General features: G+C 60.7%; 11 protein-coding genes, 1 tRNA gene and 1 pseudogene. 7 read left to right on the top strand and 6 right to left on the bottom strand.

The features are described 5' to 3' along the window. Positions 1 to 41: 41 nt before the first annotated feature. Positions 42 to 1,223 carry an SGNH/GDSL hydrolase family protein gene (locus RNA01_RS14985; RefSeq protein ID WP_147181065.1) on the top strand — a complete coding sequence of 394 codons (1,182 nt, stop codon included), beginning with the start codon at positions 42 to 44 and terminating at the stop codon, positions 1,221 to 1,223. A gap of 49 nt (positions 1,224 to 1,272) precedes the next feature. Here RNA01_RS14985 and RNA01_RS14980 read toward each other — a convergent pair whose 3' ends face one another. Both RNA01_RS14980 and gltB read right to left on the bottom strand, forming a co-directional pair. Next, a complete protein-coding gene (locus RNA01_RS14980; protein ID WP_147181020.1) occupies positions 1,273 to 2,727 on the bottom strand; it encodes a glutamate synthase subunit beta in 1,455 nt (484 codons plus the stop codon). Between the two features lie 92 nt (positions 2,728 to 2,819). Then, entirely contained in the window at positions 2,820 to 7,511 is a 4,692-nt protein-coding gene (gltB, locus tag RNA01_RS14975) for a glutamate synthase large subunit (RefSeq protein WP_235916667.1), read from the bottom strand. A gap of 449 nt (positions 7,512 to 7,960) precedes the next feature. Between gltB and RNA01_RS14970 the strand changes: the two genes are divergently transcribed. Beyond that, entirely contained in the window at positions 7,961 to 9,010 is a 1,050-nt protein-coding gene (locus RNA01_RS14970; protein ID WP_147181018.1) for a threonine aldolase family protein, read from the top strand. An 88-nt stretch (positions 9,011 to 9,098) separates the two neighbouring features. Here the strand turns inward: RNA01_RS14970 and RNA01_RS14965 are convergent, their stop codons facing one another. Further along, positions 9,099 to 9,566, bottom strand: a complete 468-nt coding sequence (locus RNA01_RS14965; protein WP_147181064.1) for an Hsp20 family protein — start codon at positions 9,564 to 9,566, stop codon at positions 9,099 to 9,101. Between the two features lie 412 nt (positions 9,567 to 9,978). Here RNA01_RS14965 and RNA01_RS14960 point away from each other — a divergent pair, with 412 nt between their 5' ends. Then, positions 9,979 to 10,968, top strand: a complete 990-nt coding sequence (locus RNA01_RS14960; RefSeq protein WP_147181017.1) for an alpha/beta fold hydrolase — start codon at positions 9,979 to 9,981, stop codon at positions 10,966 to 10,968. A 4-nt stretch (positions 10,969 to 10,972) separates the two neighbouring features. Here the strand turns inward: RNA01_RS14960 and hisN are convergent, their stop codons facing one another. Both hisN and RNA01_RS14950 read right to left on the bottom strand, forming a co-directional pair. Next, a complete protein-coding gene (gene hisN, locus RNA01_RS14955; RefSeq protein ID WP_147181016.1) occupies positions 10,973 to 11,749 on the bottom strand; it encodes a histidinol-phosphatase in 777 nt (258 codons plus the stop codon). Between the two features lie 265 nt (positions 11,750 to 12,014). Then, entirely contained in the window at positions 12,015 to 12,890 is an 876-nt protein-coding gene (locus RNA01_RS14950) for an N-formylglutamate amidohydrolase (RefSeq protein WP_147181063.1), read from the bottom strand. A 199-nt stretch (positions 12,891 to 13,089) separates the two neighbouring features. Between RNA01_RS14950 and cpdR1 the strand changes: the two genes are divergently transcribed. From cpdR1 to glf, 4 genes and pseudogenes are all read left to right on the top strand, one after another. After that, positions 13,090 to 13,452 carry a response regulator CpdR1 gene (gene cpdR1 / locus RNA01_RS14945; RefSeq protein WP_028736560.1) on the top strand — a complete coding sequence of 121 codons (363 nt, stop codon included), beginning with the start codon at positions 13,090 to 13,092 and terminating at the stop codon, positions 13,450 to 13,452. A gap of 94 nt (positions 13,453 to 13,546) precedes the next feature. After that, positions 13,547 to 13,621 (top strand) — tRNA-Val (locus RNA01_RS14940). A gap of 762 nt (positions 13,622 to 14,383) precedes the next feature. After that, a pseudogene (locus RNA01_RS14935) lies at positions 14,384 to 14,585 on the top strand (IS3 family transposase); the annotation flags it as partial. Positions 14,586 to 14,833: 248 nt separating this feature from the next. Continuing rightward, positions 14,834 to 15,997 carry a UDP-galactopyranose mutase gene (glf, locus tag RNA01_RS14930; protein WP_235916660.1) on the top strand — a complete coding sequence of 388 codons (1,164 nt, stop codon included), beginning with the start codon at positions 14,834 to 14,836 and terminating at the stop codon, positions 15,995 to 15,997. Positions 15,998 to 16,204: 207 nt separating this feature from the next. Here the strand turns inward: glf and RNA01_RS14925 are convergent, their stop codons facing one another. Beyond that, positions 16,205 to 16,618, bottom strand: a complete 414-nt coding sequence (locus RNA01_RS14925) for a hypothetical protein (RefSeq protein WP_147181014.1) — start codon at positions 16,616 to 16,618, stop codon at positions 16,205 to 16,207. Positions 16,619 to 16,715 lie beyond the last annotated feature (97 nt).

The raw sequence follows: 16,715 nt of genomic DNA, 5'->3' as shown, positions 1-16,715 counted from the left end.
GACTTCGCGCGAAGAACACGACACGAACAGGAATGAATGCAATGCGGGAGGCGGGGCGAAATACAGGCGCTCGGGGCTGGCTGGCAGGCGCATTCGCGCTCGCCCTGATTGCTGTCTGCGTGCTTGCGACCGAGGTCGAGGCCCAGCAGAGCCGCCAGCCGCGCAACCTGCTTGAGCTTCTGTTCGGACGTCGCGAACAGCGGTATCCGGAACCGCCGCCGCCGCGCAAAATTCAGACGCCGCGGGCGGTGAAAAAACAGACGAAGAGCATTACCAGCATCACCACTGCGCCGTCCCGCCCGCAGCCTTCGCCGAAAATCGAGAGCGCCCACAAGGTTCTCGTCGTCGGCGACTTTGTTGCCGATGGTCTGGCGTCAGGACTGGATGAAGCCTTCGCAGCATCGCCGGGTGTCGTGATCGATGAGCACAGCAACGGCTCGTCCGGTCTGGTGCGCACAGACTATTTCGACTGGCAGGCGCAACTGCCGGCCATGATCGCCGAAGTGAAGCCCGCCGTGGTGATCGTCGAGATCGGCGCCAACGACCGCCAGCAGATGACGACGTCCTCCGGCAAGCTCAACTTCCGCACCGATGAATGGTTCCAGGAATATGAACGCCGGGTCACCGCGTTTGGCAAGATCGTCACCGATGCGAAGATACCCTTGCTGTGGGTCGGGCTGCCGGCCTTTCGCCCGCAAAACATGACGGCGGACGCCCTGACACTCAACGCCATCTATCGACGCGCGGTCGAGCGCATCGGCGGCGAGTTCATCGACGTCTGGGACGGTTTCGTCGACCAGGACGGTCGCTTTATCATCACCGGTTCGGACATCAACGGCCAGCAGGTTCGCCTGCGCGGCTCCGACGGGATCAACCTGACGGCCGCTGGCAAGCGCAAACTCGCCTTCTACGCTGAGAAATCCGCCCGCCGGCTGCTTGGCGACATGACGAGCCCCGATCTCGTGCGGCTGGATGGCAGCAACCTGCCGGAGTTGCTGAGCCTGCCGCCATCGGAAATGCAGAACGTGGTGAAGACGCAACCAATGGATCTTTTCGATCCGGAGCTTGATGGAGCGACGGAACTGCTGGGAGCGACACCTTTACCGGTCGCAACGATGCCGACACCGCGCGAACAGTTGGTCAAGAACGGCTCGCTGCCACCACCGCCAGCCGGCAGGGTCGATGACCTGGGCGTGCCCCAGCCCGACACCCTCCAGAAATGAAAGGGCCGCGTCGAACGCGGCCCAATGCATCGCTGAGGATTTGAAACGTTCAGCGCGGCAAGACGCTTGCGCCCATCAACGCCTCGTCGATCGCGCGCGCCGCCTGACGCCCTTCGCGGATAGCCCAGACGACCAGCGACTGGCCGCGACGTACGTCGCCCGCAGTCCACAGCTTGTCGACCGAGGTCTTGTAGTCACGGTCATTGGCTACGACATTGGTCGAACCGCGACGGTCGGTATTGAGCGTCAGCTTGCCGTCCAGTTCCTTCAGCAGGCTGTCGGCGAAGGGACCGCGGAAGCCGATCGCGATGAAGGCGAGATCAGCCTTGATGATGAACTCCGAACCGGCGATCGGCTTGCGCTTCTCGTCGACCTGGCAGCACTTCACGCCGGTGAGCACGCCGTCCTCACCGACGAATTCGAGCGTACCAACCTGGAACTCGCGAATCGCACCTTCGGCCTGACTGGACGAAGTGCGCATCTTGGTTGCCCAGAACGGCCAGATGGCCAGCTTGTCCTCGGTTTCCGGCGGACGCGGACGAATATCGAGCTGGGTGACCTTCACCGCACCCTGACGGAAGGCCGTGCCGACACAGTCCGAAGCCGTATCGCCACCGCCAACGACGACGACATGCTTGCCACCGGCCAGGATCGGATCCGACGGCCAGCCGTTGCTGTCGATGTTCTCGCGGCCAACGCGACGGTTCTGCTGCACGAGATAGGGCATTGCATCGTAGACGCCGTGGAAATCGACGCCGGGAATGCCGGCCTCACGCGGCGTTTCAGAACCACCACAGTAGAGAACGGCATCATAGTCCGACAGAAGCTTCTCGACCTTGACGTCGACGCCGACATTGACCCCACAATGGAAGGTGACGTTTTCGCCCTCCATCTGCTCGACACGACGATCGATGAAGTTCTTCTCCATCTTGAAGTCCGGAATGCCATACCGCAGCAGGCCGCCGGGCTTGGTCTCGCGCTCGTAGACATGCACTTCGTGACCGGCACGACCCAACTGCTGGGCGGCAGCCATACCCGAGGGGCCGGAGCCTATGATCGCGACCTTCTTGCCGGTATGCACCGTTGCCGGCTGCGGCACGATGAAACCCAGTTCATAAGCCTTGTCGGCAATCGCCTGTTCGACCGTCTTGATCGCAACCGGCGTATCCTCGAGGTTCAGCGTGCAGGCCTCCTCGCACGGCGCCGGACAGACGCGGCCGGTGAATTCGGGGAAGTTATTGGTCGAATGCAGGTTGCGGATCGCCTCTTCCCACTTGCCGTTGTAAACCAGATCATTCCAATCGGGGATCTGGTTGTGCACCGGGCAGCCAGTTGGGCCGTGGCAATAGGGGATGCCGCAGTCCATGCAGCGCGCCGCCTGCTTGGTGACCTCGGCGTCCGACATCGGGATGGTGAATTCACGGAAATGGCGGATGCGGTCGGAGGCGGGCTGATACTTCGCCACCTGCCGGTCGATTTCCATAAAGCCTGTAACCTTGCCCATAGTTTAGATCCTGCTCAATATCTCGTGGACGGCACGTTTGCGTGCCCGAAGGGTGTCCCGCCGCATAAGGGCGGGACGGCTTCGTAAGGCGGCTATTCCGCCGCGACTCCCATGCGCATGCGTTCCATTTCCTCAAGCGCACGACGGTACTCGACCGGCATGACCTTGCGGAATTTCGGACGGAAACCGGCCCAGTTGTCGAGGATCTGCTTGGCGCGGGCCGAACCCGTGTAGTGCAGATGGTTCGAGATCAACTGGTAGAGACGCTCCTCGTCATGACGGGTCATGTCACCGGACACATCGACACGGCCCTTGTGCATGAGGTCGCCGCCGTGATGGTGCAGCTTCTCAAGCATGTCATCCTCTTCCGGAACCGGCTCGAGTTCGACCATCGCCATGTTGCAGCGCGAGGCGAAGTCGCCGCTCTCGTCCAGCACATAGGCTACACCGCCCGACATGCCGGCCGCGAAATTGCGTCCGGTCTGGCCGAGCACGACGACCACACCGCCCGTCATGTATTCGCAGCCATGGTCACCCACGCCCTCGACCACAGCAACCGCCCCCGAGTTGCGCACGGCGAAGCGTTCGCCAGCCACACCGCGGAAGTAGCATTCGCCGGCGATCGCTCCGTAAAGCACCGTGTTGCCGACGATGATCGACTCTTCGGCGATGATCTTGGTGTTTTCCGGCGGACGGACGATGATGCGTCCTCCCGACAGGCCCTTGCCGACATAGTCATTACCGTCGCCGACGAGGTCAAAGGTAATGCCACGGGCGAGGAAGGCGCCAAAGGACTGGCCAGCCGTGCCGTTGAGCGTAACGTGGATCGTGTCGTCCTTCAGGCCCTTGTGGCCATGGCGCTTGGCGAGCTCGCCGGACAGCATGGCGCCGGCCGAACGGTCGACGTTCTTGATATCGATGTCGAACACCACCGGCTGCTTGGCCTCGAGAGCCGGCATGGCCTTTTCGATCAGCCTGCGATCCAGCACGTCGTCGATCGGGTGCTTCTGCCGCTCGGTCCAATAGGTGGCAGGCTTCGGTGCCTCAACCTTGTGGAAGATCTTCGAGAAGTCGAGACCCTTGGCCTTCCAATGCGCCAGCATCTCCTCCTTTTCGAGCAGCTCGGACGCGCCGATGATCTCGTCGAGCCGGGCAACGCCCAGTGATGCGAGGATCTCACGCACTTCCTCGGCGACGAAGAAGAAGTAGTTGACGACATGCTCCGGCGTACCCTTGAAGCGTTTACGCAGAACCGGGTCCTGGGTGGCGACGCCGACCGGGCAGGTATTGAGGTGGCATTTGCGCATCATGATGCAGCCGGCGGCGATCAGCGGCGCGGTAGCGAAACCGAATTCGTCGGCCCCGAGCAGCGCACCGATGATGACGTCACGGCCGGTCTTGAGACCGCCGTCGACCTGAAGGGCGATTCGCGAGCGCAGACCGTTGAGCACCAGCGTCTGCTGGGTTTCGGCAAGACCGATTTCCCATGGCGAGCCGGCATGCTTCAGCGAGGTCAGCGGCGACGCGCCGGTGCCGCCGTCGAAGCCGGAGATCGTGATATGATCGGCGCGCGCCTTGGCGACCCCGGCAGCAACCGTGCCGACACCCACTTCCGAGACGAGCTTGACCGAGACATCGGCCACCGGATTGACGTTCTTCAGGTCGAAGATCAGCTGCGCCAGGTCCTCGATCGAATAGATGTCGTGGTGTGGCGGCGGCGAGATCAGGCCGACACCTGGGGTCGAGTGGCGGGTCTTGGCGATCGTCGCATCGACCTTGTGGCCGGGCAACTGTCCGCCCTCACCGGGCTTGGCCCCCTGTGCCACCTTGATCTGCAACATATCGGCATTGACCAGGTATTCGGTGGTGACACCGAAGCGGCCGGATGCGACCTGCTTGATCGCCGAGCGTTCCGGGTTCATCGAACCATTCGGCAGCGGCATGTAGCGATCGCTTTCCTCGCCGCCTTCACCGGTGTTCGACTTGCCACCGATCTTGTTCATCGCAATGGCCAGCGTGGTATGCGCTTCGCGGCTGATCGAACCGAAGGACATGGCGCCGGTTGCAAAGCGCTTGACTATTTCGGCTGCCGGCTCGACCTCGTCGATCGAGATCGGCTTGCGGCCAAGCGTCTCGGCACTCTTGATCTTGAACAGGCCACGGATGGTATTGAGACGCAGCGTCGTCTCGTTGACCATCTTGGCGAATTCACGGTAGCGTTCCTGACTATTGCCGCGCACGGCATGCTGCAGGGCCGCGATCGAGTCCGGGCTCCAGGCGTGATTTTCGCCACGCATGCGGAAGGCATACTCGCCGCCGATGTCGAGCGCATTGGCGAGAATAGGATCCTTACCGAAGGCTGCCTTGTGACGGGAGACGGTTTCCTCGGCGATCTCGACAAGACCGATGCCCTCGATCGTGGTGGCGGTCCCGAAGAAATACTTTTCGACCAGTTCCGACGACAGGCCGACCGCGTCGAAGATCTGCGCGCCGCAATAGGACTGGTAGGTCGAAATGCCCATCTTGGACATAACCTTGAGAATGCCCTTCCCGACCGCCTTGATGAAGCGGTAGACAACCTCGTCTTCCGACACTTCCTTGGGGAACTCGCCATGCTTGTGCATGTCGAGCAGGGTGTCGAAGGCGAGATAGGGGTTGATTGCTTCCGCGCCAAAACCGGCGAGACAGCAGAAGTGATGCACTTCACGCGGCTCGCCCGATTCGACCACGAGGCCAACCGAGGTGCGAAGCCCCTTGCGGATCAGGTGATGGTGCACGGCTGCCGTCGCCAGAAGCGCCGGGATGGCGATACGGTCCGGGCCGAGCTGGCGGTCGGACAACACGATGATGTTGTAGCCACCGCGAACCGCTGCCTCGGCCCGTTCGCACAGGCGCTCGAGCATTTCCGGCATGCCTTCGGCGCCGCGCTCGGCGTCATAGGTGAAGTCCAGCGTCTTGGTGTCGAAGCGATCCTCGGTATGGCCGATCGAACGGATCTTCTCGAGATCGCCATTGGTCAGGATCGGCTGGCGAACTTCCAGCCGCTTGGCATGGGCCATGCCGGCGTGGTCGAGAATGTTCGGGCGCGGGCCGATGAACGACACCAGGCTCATCACCAGCTCTTCGCGGATCGGGTCGATCGGCGGGTTGGTCACCTGGGCGAAGTTCTGCTTGAAATAGGTGTAAAGCAGCTTCGACTTCTGCGACATGGCGGAAATCGGCGTATCGGTACCCATCGAGCCGATTGCCTCCTGACCGGTCGTGGCCATCGGCGACATCAGAAGCTTGGTGTCTTCGATCGTGTAACCGAAAGCCTGCTGGCGATCGAGCAGCGAGACGTCGCGCCGCAATGCGCGCGGCTCCACCGGCTTCAGGTCTTCGAGGATCAGCTGGGTACGGTCCAGCCACTCGCGATAGGGATGCCCCATGGCGAGATCGGACTTCACCTCCTCGTCGGAAACGATGCGCCCCTTCTCCATGTCAATCAGCAGCATCTTGCCCGGCTGCAGGCGCCATTTCTTGATGATGCTCTCCTCGGGAACCGGCAATGTACCGGCTTCCGACGCCAGGATGACGCGATCGTCGTTGGTGACGAGATAGCGGGCCGGCCGAAGGCCGTTACGGTCGAGCGTGGCGCCGATCTGTCGGCCGTCGGTGAAGCATACCGCCGCCGGGCCGTCCCACGGCTCCATCAAAGCGGCATGATACTCGTAGAATGCCTTACGCTCGGGGCTCATCAGCTGGTTGCCGGCCCATGCCTCCGGGATCAGCATCATGACGGCATGCGCCAACGGATAACCGCCCCGCTGGAGGAACTCGAGCGCATTGTCGAAGCAGGCGGTGTCCGACTGGCCTTCGTAAGAGATCGGCCAAAGCTTGGAGATGTCCGGACCAAACAAGGGCGACGAGACCGAAGCCTGACGCGCCGCCATCCAGTTGACGTTGCCGCGAAGCGTGTTGATTTCGCCGTTGTGGGCGACCATACGGTAGGGATGCGCCAGCTTCCACGACGGGAAGGTATTGGTCGAGAAGCGCTGGTGGACAAGCGCCACGGCCGACTCGAAGCGTGGATCAGCAAGATCCTTATAGTATGCCCCGACCTGATAGGCGAGGAACATGCCCTTGTAGACGATCGTCGAAGAGGACAGCGACACCGGATAGAAGCCGATCTCCTCGCCCTTGAACTCGTCATAGATGCGGTTGGAGATGACCTTGCGCAGCAGGAAGAGACGACGCTCGAACTGCTCCTGGGTCGCGGCATCGCGGCCGGCGCCGATGAAGACCTGAATATGGCGAGGTTCGGTCGCGGCGATGTCAGGCGCCTTGGACAACGACGAGTTGTCGACCGGCACGTCGCGATAGCCGATCAGCTCCTGCCCTTCGGCCTGACAGACGTCGGCGATGACTGTCTTGAAATGGGCGATCTGCGCCTCGTCCTGCGGGAAGAAGAAATGGCCGACGGCGTATTCGCCGGCCTTCGGCAGGGTGATGCCCTGCTTGGCCATTTCCTCGCGGAAGAAGCGGTCCGGGATCTGCACCAGAAGACCCGCGCCGTCGCCCATCAGCGGATCGGCCCCGACGGCGCCGCGATGGGTGAGGTTTTCCAGGATGAACAGACCATCCTTGACGATCTGGTGCGACTTCTGCCCCTTCATATGGGCGATGAAGCCGACGCCGCAGGCGTCGTGCTCGTTCCGCGGGTCGTAGAGACCCTGCTTGGCGGGAAGACCATAGGCTGCCGTTCGCACGGCGGAATCGTCGTGCGCCACGGTGGATGCCTGCATGATCTCTTCGGATGGCGTCATCTTGGTCATTGCCTTCCCTCCAAAATGGGCCCGGATACCCGGACGAAACTTGCCAGAATCGCTGACACCGACGCCAGCGCAGTCGCTTCACTCTGGTGGAAATTGCTCTCACCATCATGACAAGCGAACCGAGCCGGCTCAAGAGCTTTGAATTAGGTCAATCGCTCTGACCTATTTTTCAATTTTCTATGACAGAAACCGCATGCCGACGCAAGGCACCTCGAAAAAAAATTATCGCCGCAACATACCTTTAATTGCCGCCCTATGCGCAATTGAGTAATTTTCTTGCTCAATCTCGCATCTTTATCGAGGCTTATTGCGCAAACGTATAAAGCGATATCGGTCCGATACGGAATAGATTGATCAGGCCCGTGAAATCCCTAATCTGGCGCTTACCGATTTCACCTCTCCCACACGGAATTATTGTCATGTTTTTCGCCTCCGACAATTGGGCCGGCGCCCATCCCAAGATCGCCGAAAGCCTGGCGCGCGAAGCCGCAGGCTATGCCGCCGCCTATGGTACCAGCGATCTCGACCGTCACATGGAGGAACGTTTCAACGAACTGTTCCAGCGCGAGGTCGCCGTCTACTTCGTCGGAACCGGCACCGCAGCCAACTCACTGGCGCTCGCCGCCGTCGCCAGACCCGGCGGCGTCACCTTCTGTCATTCGGAGGCCCACGTGACGGCCGACGAGTGCGGCGCGCCGGAGTTCCTGACCGGCGCCTGCCGGCTGGTCCCTGTTCCCGGCCCCGGCGGCAAGATCGACAAGGATGCACTGGCCGCCGCGATTGGTCGCTTCCCGCCCGGCGCCGTGCATCAGGGCCGTCCCATGGCCGTCACCATCACCCAAGCGACGGAATCGGGAACCATTTACACGCTCGACGAGATCGCGGCGATCGGCGCCATCGCACGGGCGAACAATCTGCCACTCCACATGGACGGCGCGCGCTTCGCCAATGCGCTGGTCGCGCTTGACGCCAGCCCGGCCGACATGACCTGGAAGCGCGGCGTCGACATCCTCTCCTTCGGTGCCACCAAGAACGGTTGCTGGTGCGCAGAGGCGATCATCTTCTTGAAGCCGGAACTGGCGAGCGAAATGCCCTTCATTCGCAAGCGCTCGGCCCAGCTCTTTTCCAAGACCCGTTTCATCTCGGCGCAATTCGAGGCCTATCTCGAGGGCGGCCTCTGGCTTGAACTCGCCCGGAATGCCAACGCCATGGCCGACAGACTGCGCGCCGGCATCGCCGCCTCGGCAAAGAGCAGGCTTGCCTGGAGCACGACAACCAATGAGGTTTTCACCGTCCTGCCCAAAGAAGCCGCAGCCCTTGCCGAAAGCCGTGGCGCCAAGTTCTACGACTGGCCCGTGCCTGTAGAAACCCCAAACCTGCTCCAGCAAGACGAGATGCTGATCCGCCTGGTGACAAGCTTCGCCACGACGCAAGATGACGTCGACCGTTTCCTTGAAGTGCTGGCCTGATCGGCCGCACCCGAGGCATGGCCACGAAAAAGGGCGCCTCCCGTCCGGGAGCCGCCCTTATTAATTGAATGAACGCCAGACGCGCCGATCAGGCGACGCGGGCCTCGATCGCCTTGGGGGCGCTCGCCGCCTCGGCGCTGATCGCAATCCTGCGCGGCTTCATCGCCTCGGGAATGTTGCGCAAGAGATCAATGTGCAGCAGACCGTTCTTCAGCGAAGCGCTCTGCACCTCCACATGGTCGGCAAGCTGAAAGCGTCGCTCAAAGGCGCGCTTGGCAATACCGCGGTAGAGGAGTTCGCTCTGCTCGGCCTTGTCTTCCTCGGCCTTCTCGCCCTTCACCGTCAGTACATGGGCATGGGCTTCGATCGAAAGCTCGGTTTCGTCGAAACCAGCCACAGCCATGGTGATGCGATAGGTGGTCTCGCCAGTACGCTCGATATTGTAGGGCGGATAGGTCTGGGTCTGCTCCGGCTGACCGAGGCTGTCCAGCATGGTGAACAGCCGATCGAAGCCGACGGTAGAGCGGTAGAGTGGGGAAAAATCGACGTGACGCATGATGTCCTCCTTGAAGCGACGTTTTGCGGTTTTCTCGTTCATCGCCCCTTGCTGGCGGCGACGAAATGGAATGCGATCCCTGATTGGCGACCACTCCAATGAAATGGGAGCCGCCGCCTTGGGTTTCAAGCCCGCGCGCCCCTCGCCGAGTTCTCGGATCGATGAATTGAATGTGAACGGAGGCTTCAGCGGCCGTTCAAGGCATTGATGCGAGAAAGCCTACATCGGATGCCTCGCAACCGATGGCCGGAAGCAACCGTCCCTTCCCTTTCCGGCCCCCCTTCGCCGGAACCGCCCTCTAGTCCCCCCCGTGACCGGTTCCGGCTTTTTTCTTTGACCTCGACGGACCTTGTCCCTATCCCTTTGTCCGAGAGCAGCGGTTGCGCCTGCACATAAATCGGCGAATGCGAGCATGGACCCCATCCTTTACGCCACACCCGGCAACCCCATTCCTGGCAATCCCGTCACCGGCTTCTTCACCGGCTATCGCGGTGCCCAGCTACGCTATGCGGTCTTCCGCTCCGACGCCTCCGTCGCCAAGGGAACCGTCGTGCTGCTGCATGGCCGAAACGAGGCAATCGAGAAATATTTCGAGACCATCCGCGACCTCAATCAGCGCGGACTTTGGGTCGCGACCTATGATTTCCGCGGCCAGGGGGGCTCGCAACGCTTGCTGAAGAACACCCGCAAGGGCCATGTTCATCGCTTTTCGGATTATGTCCGGGATCTGGAGATCTTCCTCGAGCAAATCGTCCTGCCGGATGCTCGCCTTCCCTTCTTCCTGCTAGCCCATTCGACCGGCGGACTGATCGCCCTTTCAGCGGCACCGCGACTGGCCAACCGCATCGATCGCATGGTGCTGACAGCGCCCTTCATTGGCCTGGGCGGACAGAAGCTCTCGCCGAAGAACATCCACCGCATCGTGACGCTTGCAACATTCACCGGCCTCGGCCGCATTTGCCTGACGTCTGACGATCCGACGAAACCCTACGACGACAACCCCCTGACCTCAGATCCACTGCGCTACCAGCGCAATGTCGACATCCTCAAGGCGCACCCGCAACTGGCGCTCGGACCGCCCACGGCGCGCTGGCTCTATGAGGCACAGGAGACGATCCGTCGCGTGTCGTCGCCGAAGCATCTTGCATCGATCACCGTGCCGACCGTGATCATCGCGCCGGGCAACGACCCGATCGTTCCGTTTCATTATCAGGAAAAACTGTCGCAATATTTCCGCGCCGGCCAGCTCGTGCCCGTGCCGGGGGCGATGCACGAAGTCCTGCAGGAGCGTGACCGCTATCGCGCCCAGGCGCTGGCCGCCTTCGACGCCTTCATTCCCGGCGGCGATCCGCAGCCGGAAACCGGTGCAGCGAACGACGCGCCGCAATTGCCGGAAAGCTGACGGGTCAACCGGCGCGCAATATGTCCATGGCCTGCGCGTGCAGCGCCGCGCTGCCGGCCGCGACAACGCTACCGCCACCCTCGGGACGACCGCCCTCCCAGGTGGTGATCACCCCGCCCGCCTGTTCGATCAGCGGAATCAGAGCGCCAACATCATAGGGCTTCAGCACCGTTTCGATGACGATATCCACGTGGCCCGCCGCCAGCAGCGCATAGGCATAGCAGTCGATGCCGTAGCGGAACAGTTTGACCTTGTCCTGCACCGCCTCAAACCGCGCCATTTCCGCCCCTGTGAACAGATGCGGCGAGGTGGTGAAAAGAATGGCATTGTTGATGTCGCCGCAGTCGCGGGTATGGATCTGCCGCTCGCCGTCGGGACCGCTGTACCAGGCCCGCTCGCCATCGGCGAAATAACGCTCGCCGGTAAACGGCTGGTCCATCATGCCCATGACAGAACGACCCTTTTCCTGAAAACCGATCAGCGTACCCCAGACCGGCACACCTGATATGAAGGCACGTGTCCCGTCGATCGGATCGATCACCCAGACGCAGTCGCGGTCCGTGCCGATGTCTTCCTGCTCTTCGCCGAGAATGCCGTGTTCGGGATATTCCGCCTCGATCAAAGCACGGATGACCGCCTCCGCCGCCCGGTCCCCTTCGGTAACCGGATCGAAACCGCCCTGCTCCTTGTTGGCTATGCTGAGCGGGGAGCGGAAACGCGGCAGGGTTTCGGCCTTGGCGGCATCGGCGAGACGATTGAAGAAGCTGCGGTCGGGGCGCATCGGCATTTCCGCTCGTTGGAATGGATAGGGACTGCCGCTTCATAAAGCAGTTTCGCCGATTTGCAATCGCCGAGCGCCCTTGCCTCCCGGCACAAAATTGCACAAAAAAGCGCCGCGCTTAAAAAAGTGACGTTTTTCACTTGACGATTGTGCGCCGCAGCAATAATGTGATTGGGCAGTCTCCGGACTGCAAATACCCTCCTTGGGTGTTTCCTCCCTAGACTTAGCCGCGCCAATGGCGCGGTTTTTTTTGCTTTGCGGACGGCTACTCGGCGGCAAGCGCCGTATCGCCGGCATAATCGGCGACGAACTCGGCCATCTGCTGCATGAAGATCGCGATCGAGCCGGCAAGCGCATTGAAATCGCCACGCTTTGCCAGTGTCGCCTCATCGATATAAAGCGCTCGGTTGACCTCGATCTGCAAGGCGTGCAGCCCGCGCGCCGGGCGCCCGTAGTGTTCCGTGATAAAGCCGCCCGCATAGGGCTTGTTGCGCACCGCAAGAAAGCCCAACCCCTCGAGAAACTCCAGCGCGGCCTGCGAAAGCTCGCTCGAGGCGCTGGTGCCGTAGCGATCACCGATGATGAAGTCCGGGTGAATGCCACTGCCGGCCACGCGGATATTGCCAGGCATGGAATGGCAATCGATCAACACACCGAAGCCGAAGCGGGCATGGGTGCGGGCGATCAGCCTTCGCAGGCAGGCGTGATAAGGCTTGTAGATTGCCTCGATCCGTTCCAGCGCCTCGGCGAGCGGCAGCCGCCGCGCATAGATCTCGACGTTTTCCGCGACGATGCGCGGAATGGTCCCCAGCCCGCCGGCAACACGCGCCGAATTGATGTTGGCATAGGGCGGCAGCGTCTCGCTGAACATTTTCGGATCGAGTTCATAAGGCTCGCGGTTGACGTCGACGAAGGCGCGCGGGAAATGCGCAAGGAGCATGGGGGCGCCGAACGCCGGCGCCGCGCCGAACAGTTCGTCGACGTAGTGATCCTCCGAGCGCCGGATGGTGCGGTCGTCGAGTCGCGACTGATCGAGGAAGCTCAATGGATAGCGCCGGCCGCTATGGGGCGAGTTATACACGAAGGGGATGGACTGCGTTTCCGGCTCGCGCACCTCGAACAGATCGAAATCGCCTGTCATCCCGTTCACGGTTCCTCTTTTTTACCAAGTCACAACCTTGTTGCGTCGTTCATGTTGCCAGTTGCCCTTGCGAAAGTCCATATTGGCGCAAATGGCGATCGAGGCCGGAAACCGGTTCTTCACCGGATGTTTACTCGGCAAGAGGAAACTAAAAAGCCCGAAAGCCTTCCTTGGAAATGAGTGAGTAGCGGACCCTTCAATGATTCAGAAAATTCTTCTCGCCGAAGACGACAACGACATGCGCCGGTTCCTGGTAAAGGCGCTCGAGAAGGCGGGATACAAGGTCTCCTCCTTCGACAACGGCGCCAGTGCCTACGACCGCCTTCGGGAAGAACCCTTCTCGCTGCTTCTCACCGACATCGTCATGCCGGAAATGGACGGCATCGAACTGGCGCGCCGCGCCACCGAGCTCGATCCGGACCTGAAAGTGATGTTCATCACCGGTTTCGCCGCCGTCGCTTTGAACGCCGATTCGCAGGCACCGAAAGACGCCAAGGTCCTTTCCAAGCCTTTCCACCTTCGCGACCTGGTCAACGAAGTCAACAAACTCCTTGCCGCGTAAGGGCTTTCGCGGGCGGCGTAAAAAACTCGTCACAAAACCGAAAAAACCCTATTGACGGGCCCAAGGGTTTTGTGGTCTTAAGCCGCCATCGGATGGGCGTGTAGCTCAGCGGGAGAGCACTACGTTGACATCGTAGGGGTCACAGGTTCAATCCCTGTCACGCCCACCATCCGATCCCTTGTATTACAAGGCGTTGCAGAGGCCGCGAGAGCGGCCTTTTTGCTTTCTGTTCATTGACATAATGTGCCTATGGAACGCCCTCCTCCGACCTTCCTCACGACCTGGTGAGGCTACCCGCGAGGCTGCCAGCTCATCTTTCAGATGCTCCACGAAGCCGTACAGATGCGCACCCTCTGGAGCGTCCGGGGCACATGCCCGTCACAAAATATGCGGCGTCTCATCGTCGTCAACGCCGTCAAGGTCCGTCGGCCTGCAAGCGCGCGCCTTTTGCCAAACAAGCCAATGGCCGCGAATCCCTATGAGGCAATGAGCTTGCCAAAGTGAGTGCAAGCGTGTCGCTAGACAAGCTGGCGAAGAGCTGGTCGGCACGACCAGAAACCGCTATGCCTTCTTAGTCATGCGCGCGGCAGCCGGAAGTTCCGCACCTTCGGAGGCGGCCAATCTAACAGCACGAGAATCGTCGGCATGCCAAAACCCAGGTGAAAGACCCGGGCGCAGCAAAGACCTATCCCATGCCGGACAGTGCGCCACCCACCACCGCGCTTGAAGGTAAGAACCCCGTAAGCGGCCATCCAAGCTATGCTGGATTGACCAGGAACGACATACCGTGCCATCCGAACTGGCAGTAGGGATCAAGCCGGTATCGCTTCCCTCCAGCGTCCTTCCATTCGTGTAGCGCTCGCTGCTCTCCACGGCGGGGATCACCATTCTCGCAGTACCAATCATCGAACGACAGTATCGCGCCGGGCGAAACTGCCATCACAATGCGGTGGCTAAGAGCTTTTTCAATCCCTTGAAGCGAGAGCGGATACGTCGGAAAATCTACCGGTCACGCGATGAAGCCCGCACCGATGTGTTCGACTACATCGAAATGTTCTGCAACCCAAGAACGCACGTACGTCAGGAACGGGATGCTGTCACCTGTTGACTTTGAGAGGCAGCACAAATTCTAACCCGAGGGTGTCTACGAAACTCGGGGCTATTCAGTCCTCACCGCGAAGCTACTGCGGAAAACGCCAGTCAAGAGCGATCTCTTCGGGACCAGCGCAATCAGGGCGACTTTCGCGCCCATCCTTCCCCGTGCAAAGTGCACCTAGTCGCGTCCCCGCAAATTTACTGAAAACAAAGCCTGTGCTAAGCCCCCCTCACCGCAACGCCGCACGCAGGAAACTGGAATCTCAAGATGAGCACGATCAGATATTTGGACCATTTCGAGCCGTCGGCTTTCGACCTTATCATTGTCGGAGCGGGCTTTTATGGAGCGACGATTGCGGAGCGCGCCGCCGAGCTTGGCAAGCGCGTGCTTGTTCTGGATCGCAGGCCGCATATTGGTGGCAACGCCTACAGCGAGAACGAATCCGAAACCGGGATAGAGGTCCACAAGTATGGTGCTCATCTCTTCCACACGCCGAACGAGGCTGTCTGGAACTATCTCAATCGCTTCACCAGCTTCACCGACTACAAGCATAGGGTGTATACCAGCCTTCGTGGGCAAGTTTATTCGATGCCGATCAATCTTGGCACCATCTGCCAGTTCTTTGGTCGTCAGATGAGCCCGGACGATGCGCGCCGGCTGGTGGCCGAGCAAGCGGCGGAAATGGCAGACAGAATACCTTCAAACCTTGAGGAAAAGGCGATCTCGCTGATTGGCCGCCCCCTCTACGAGGCGTTCATTCGCGGCTACACGGCAAAACAATGGCAGACAGATCCTCGTGATCTGCCTGAGTACATCATTACACGCCTGCCCGTACGCTATAACTTCGATAATCGCTATTTCAACGACCGTTTCGAGGGGCTGCCGGTGGATGGCTATACAGCCATTTTCGAGAAAATGCTGTCATCGCCAAACATCTCGGTAGCCTTGAAGACCGATTACTTCGCGCTTCGCGACACAATCCCGAAGACCATACCGGTTGTCTATACCGGCGCGATCGATCGCTTCTTCGACTTCTCCCACGGAGAACTCGGATGGCGGACGATCGATTTTGAGACGGAAGTTCTCCATACTGGCGACTTCCAAGGGACGGCCGTCATGAACTATGCCGACGAGAGCATCCCGTTCACCCGTATCCTGGAGTTCCGGCACTTCAATCCCGAACGCGACTACCAGACCGATAAGACCGTCGTCGTGAAGGAATACTCGCGCTCGGCCTCGAAACTTGATGAGCCGTATTACCCGATCAACACCCCGAGCGACAAAGAAAAATACCTGAAGTACAAGCAGATGTCGGAAAATGAAGGCAACGTCTTCTTCGGCGGTCGGCTTGGAACCTATCGCTACCTTGACATGCACCAAGCAATTGGCGCGGCGTTGAAATCGTTCGAAAGCGAGATAGCCCCACGCCTGAAGGCTCAACAGGAGTAACGCAGAGCGACCAAAGCGCCAAGATGGAACGGGCAGGCAACTTGTTGTGCCCTTACCAGGCCTTGTTATCTGCACACGCAGAGTCGGGAGGCGCGCGCCAGTTTTTGAACAGCTGGAGCGCCATCTTCTCAAGACAAGGGCTTGGCGAGAAGCCGCCGGGCCCTTTTGATTTTGGGTCACCGTCGTCCACGGCCGGTGTGGCACGTCTCACGCCCCGACCTTGAACACCTCGTCCCCCACCCACACGATAACATAGCCGCCGTTTGCCGCAGCCTGCGCCGCCCAGCGCTGCAACTGGCCATGATAAGGCTTCTGCGTCCAGACCTGCGGATGGCGCGGATCGACCAGCACGGTGAGTTGCGGTCCCTGCGCATAGACCATCATGTGGCTCACCGCAGGATCCCATTCATCAGCCATGTCGGCATCGGTCATCCAGGCACAATAAAAGGCCCGGCAGGTCGCCGGCCGCGCCTCGTAGGCAAGACATCCCTGATCGCGCGCGCAATGACGACAGAGCGTGTTGGCAGGCTTGTCCAGCTCATCGATGTCCGGCAGTTCACAGCACAACGTACAGGCCCCGCAAGCACGTCCGTGAACCGTTTGTGGAACAAGATCAGGCATCGGGCACTCTTTTTGATGACGCATCGCTCATATCACGCCGAGCGGTCGCCGCGCACCCGCTTTGAGCTCCGCCTGGGTGAACGCTCGACTAATCATC

Source organism: Paenirhizobium naphthalenivorans (assembly GCF_007992095.1).
Taxonomy (GTDB): domain Bacteria; phylum Pseudomonadota; class Alphaproteobacteria; order Rhizobiales; family Rhizobiaceae; genus Allorhizobium; species Allorhizobium naphthalenivorans.
This window is presented reverse-complemented; position numbering and strand designations above follow the sequence as displayed.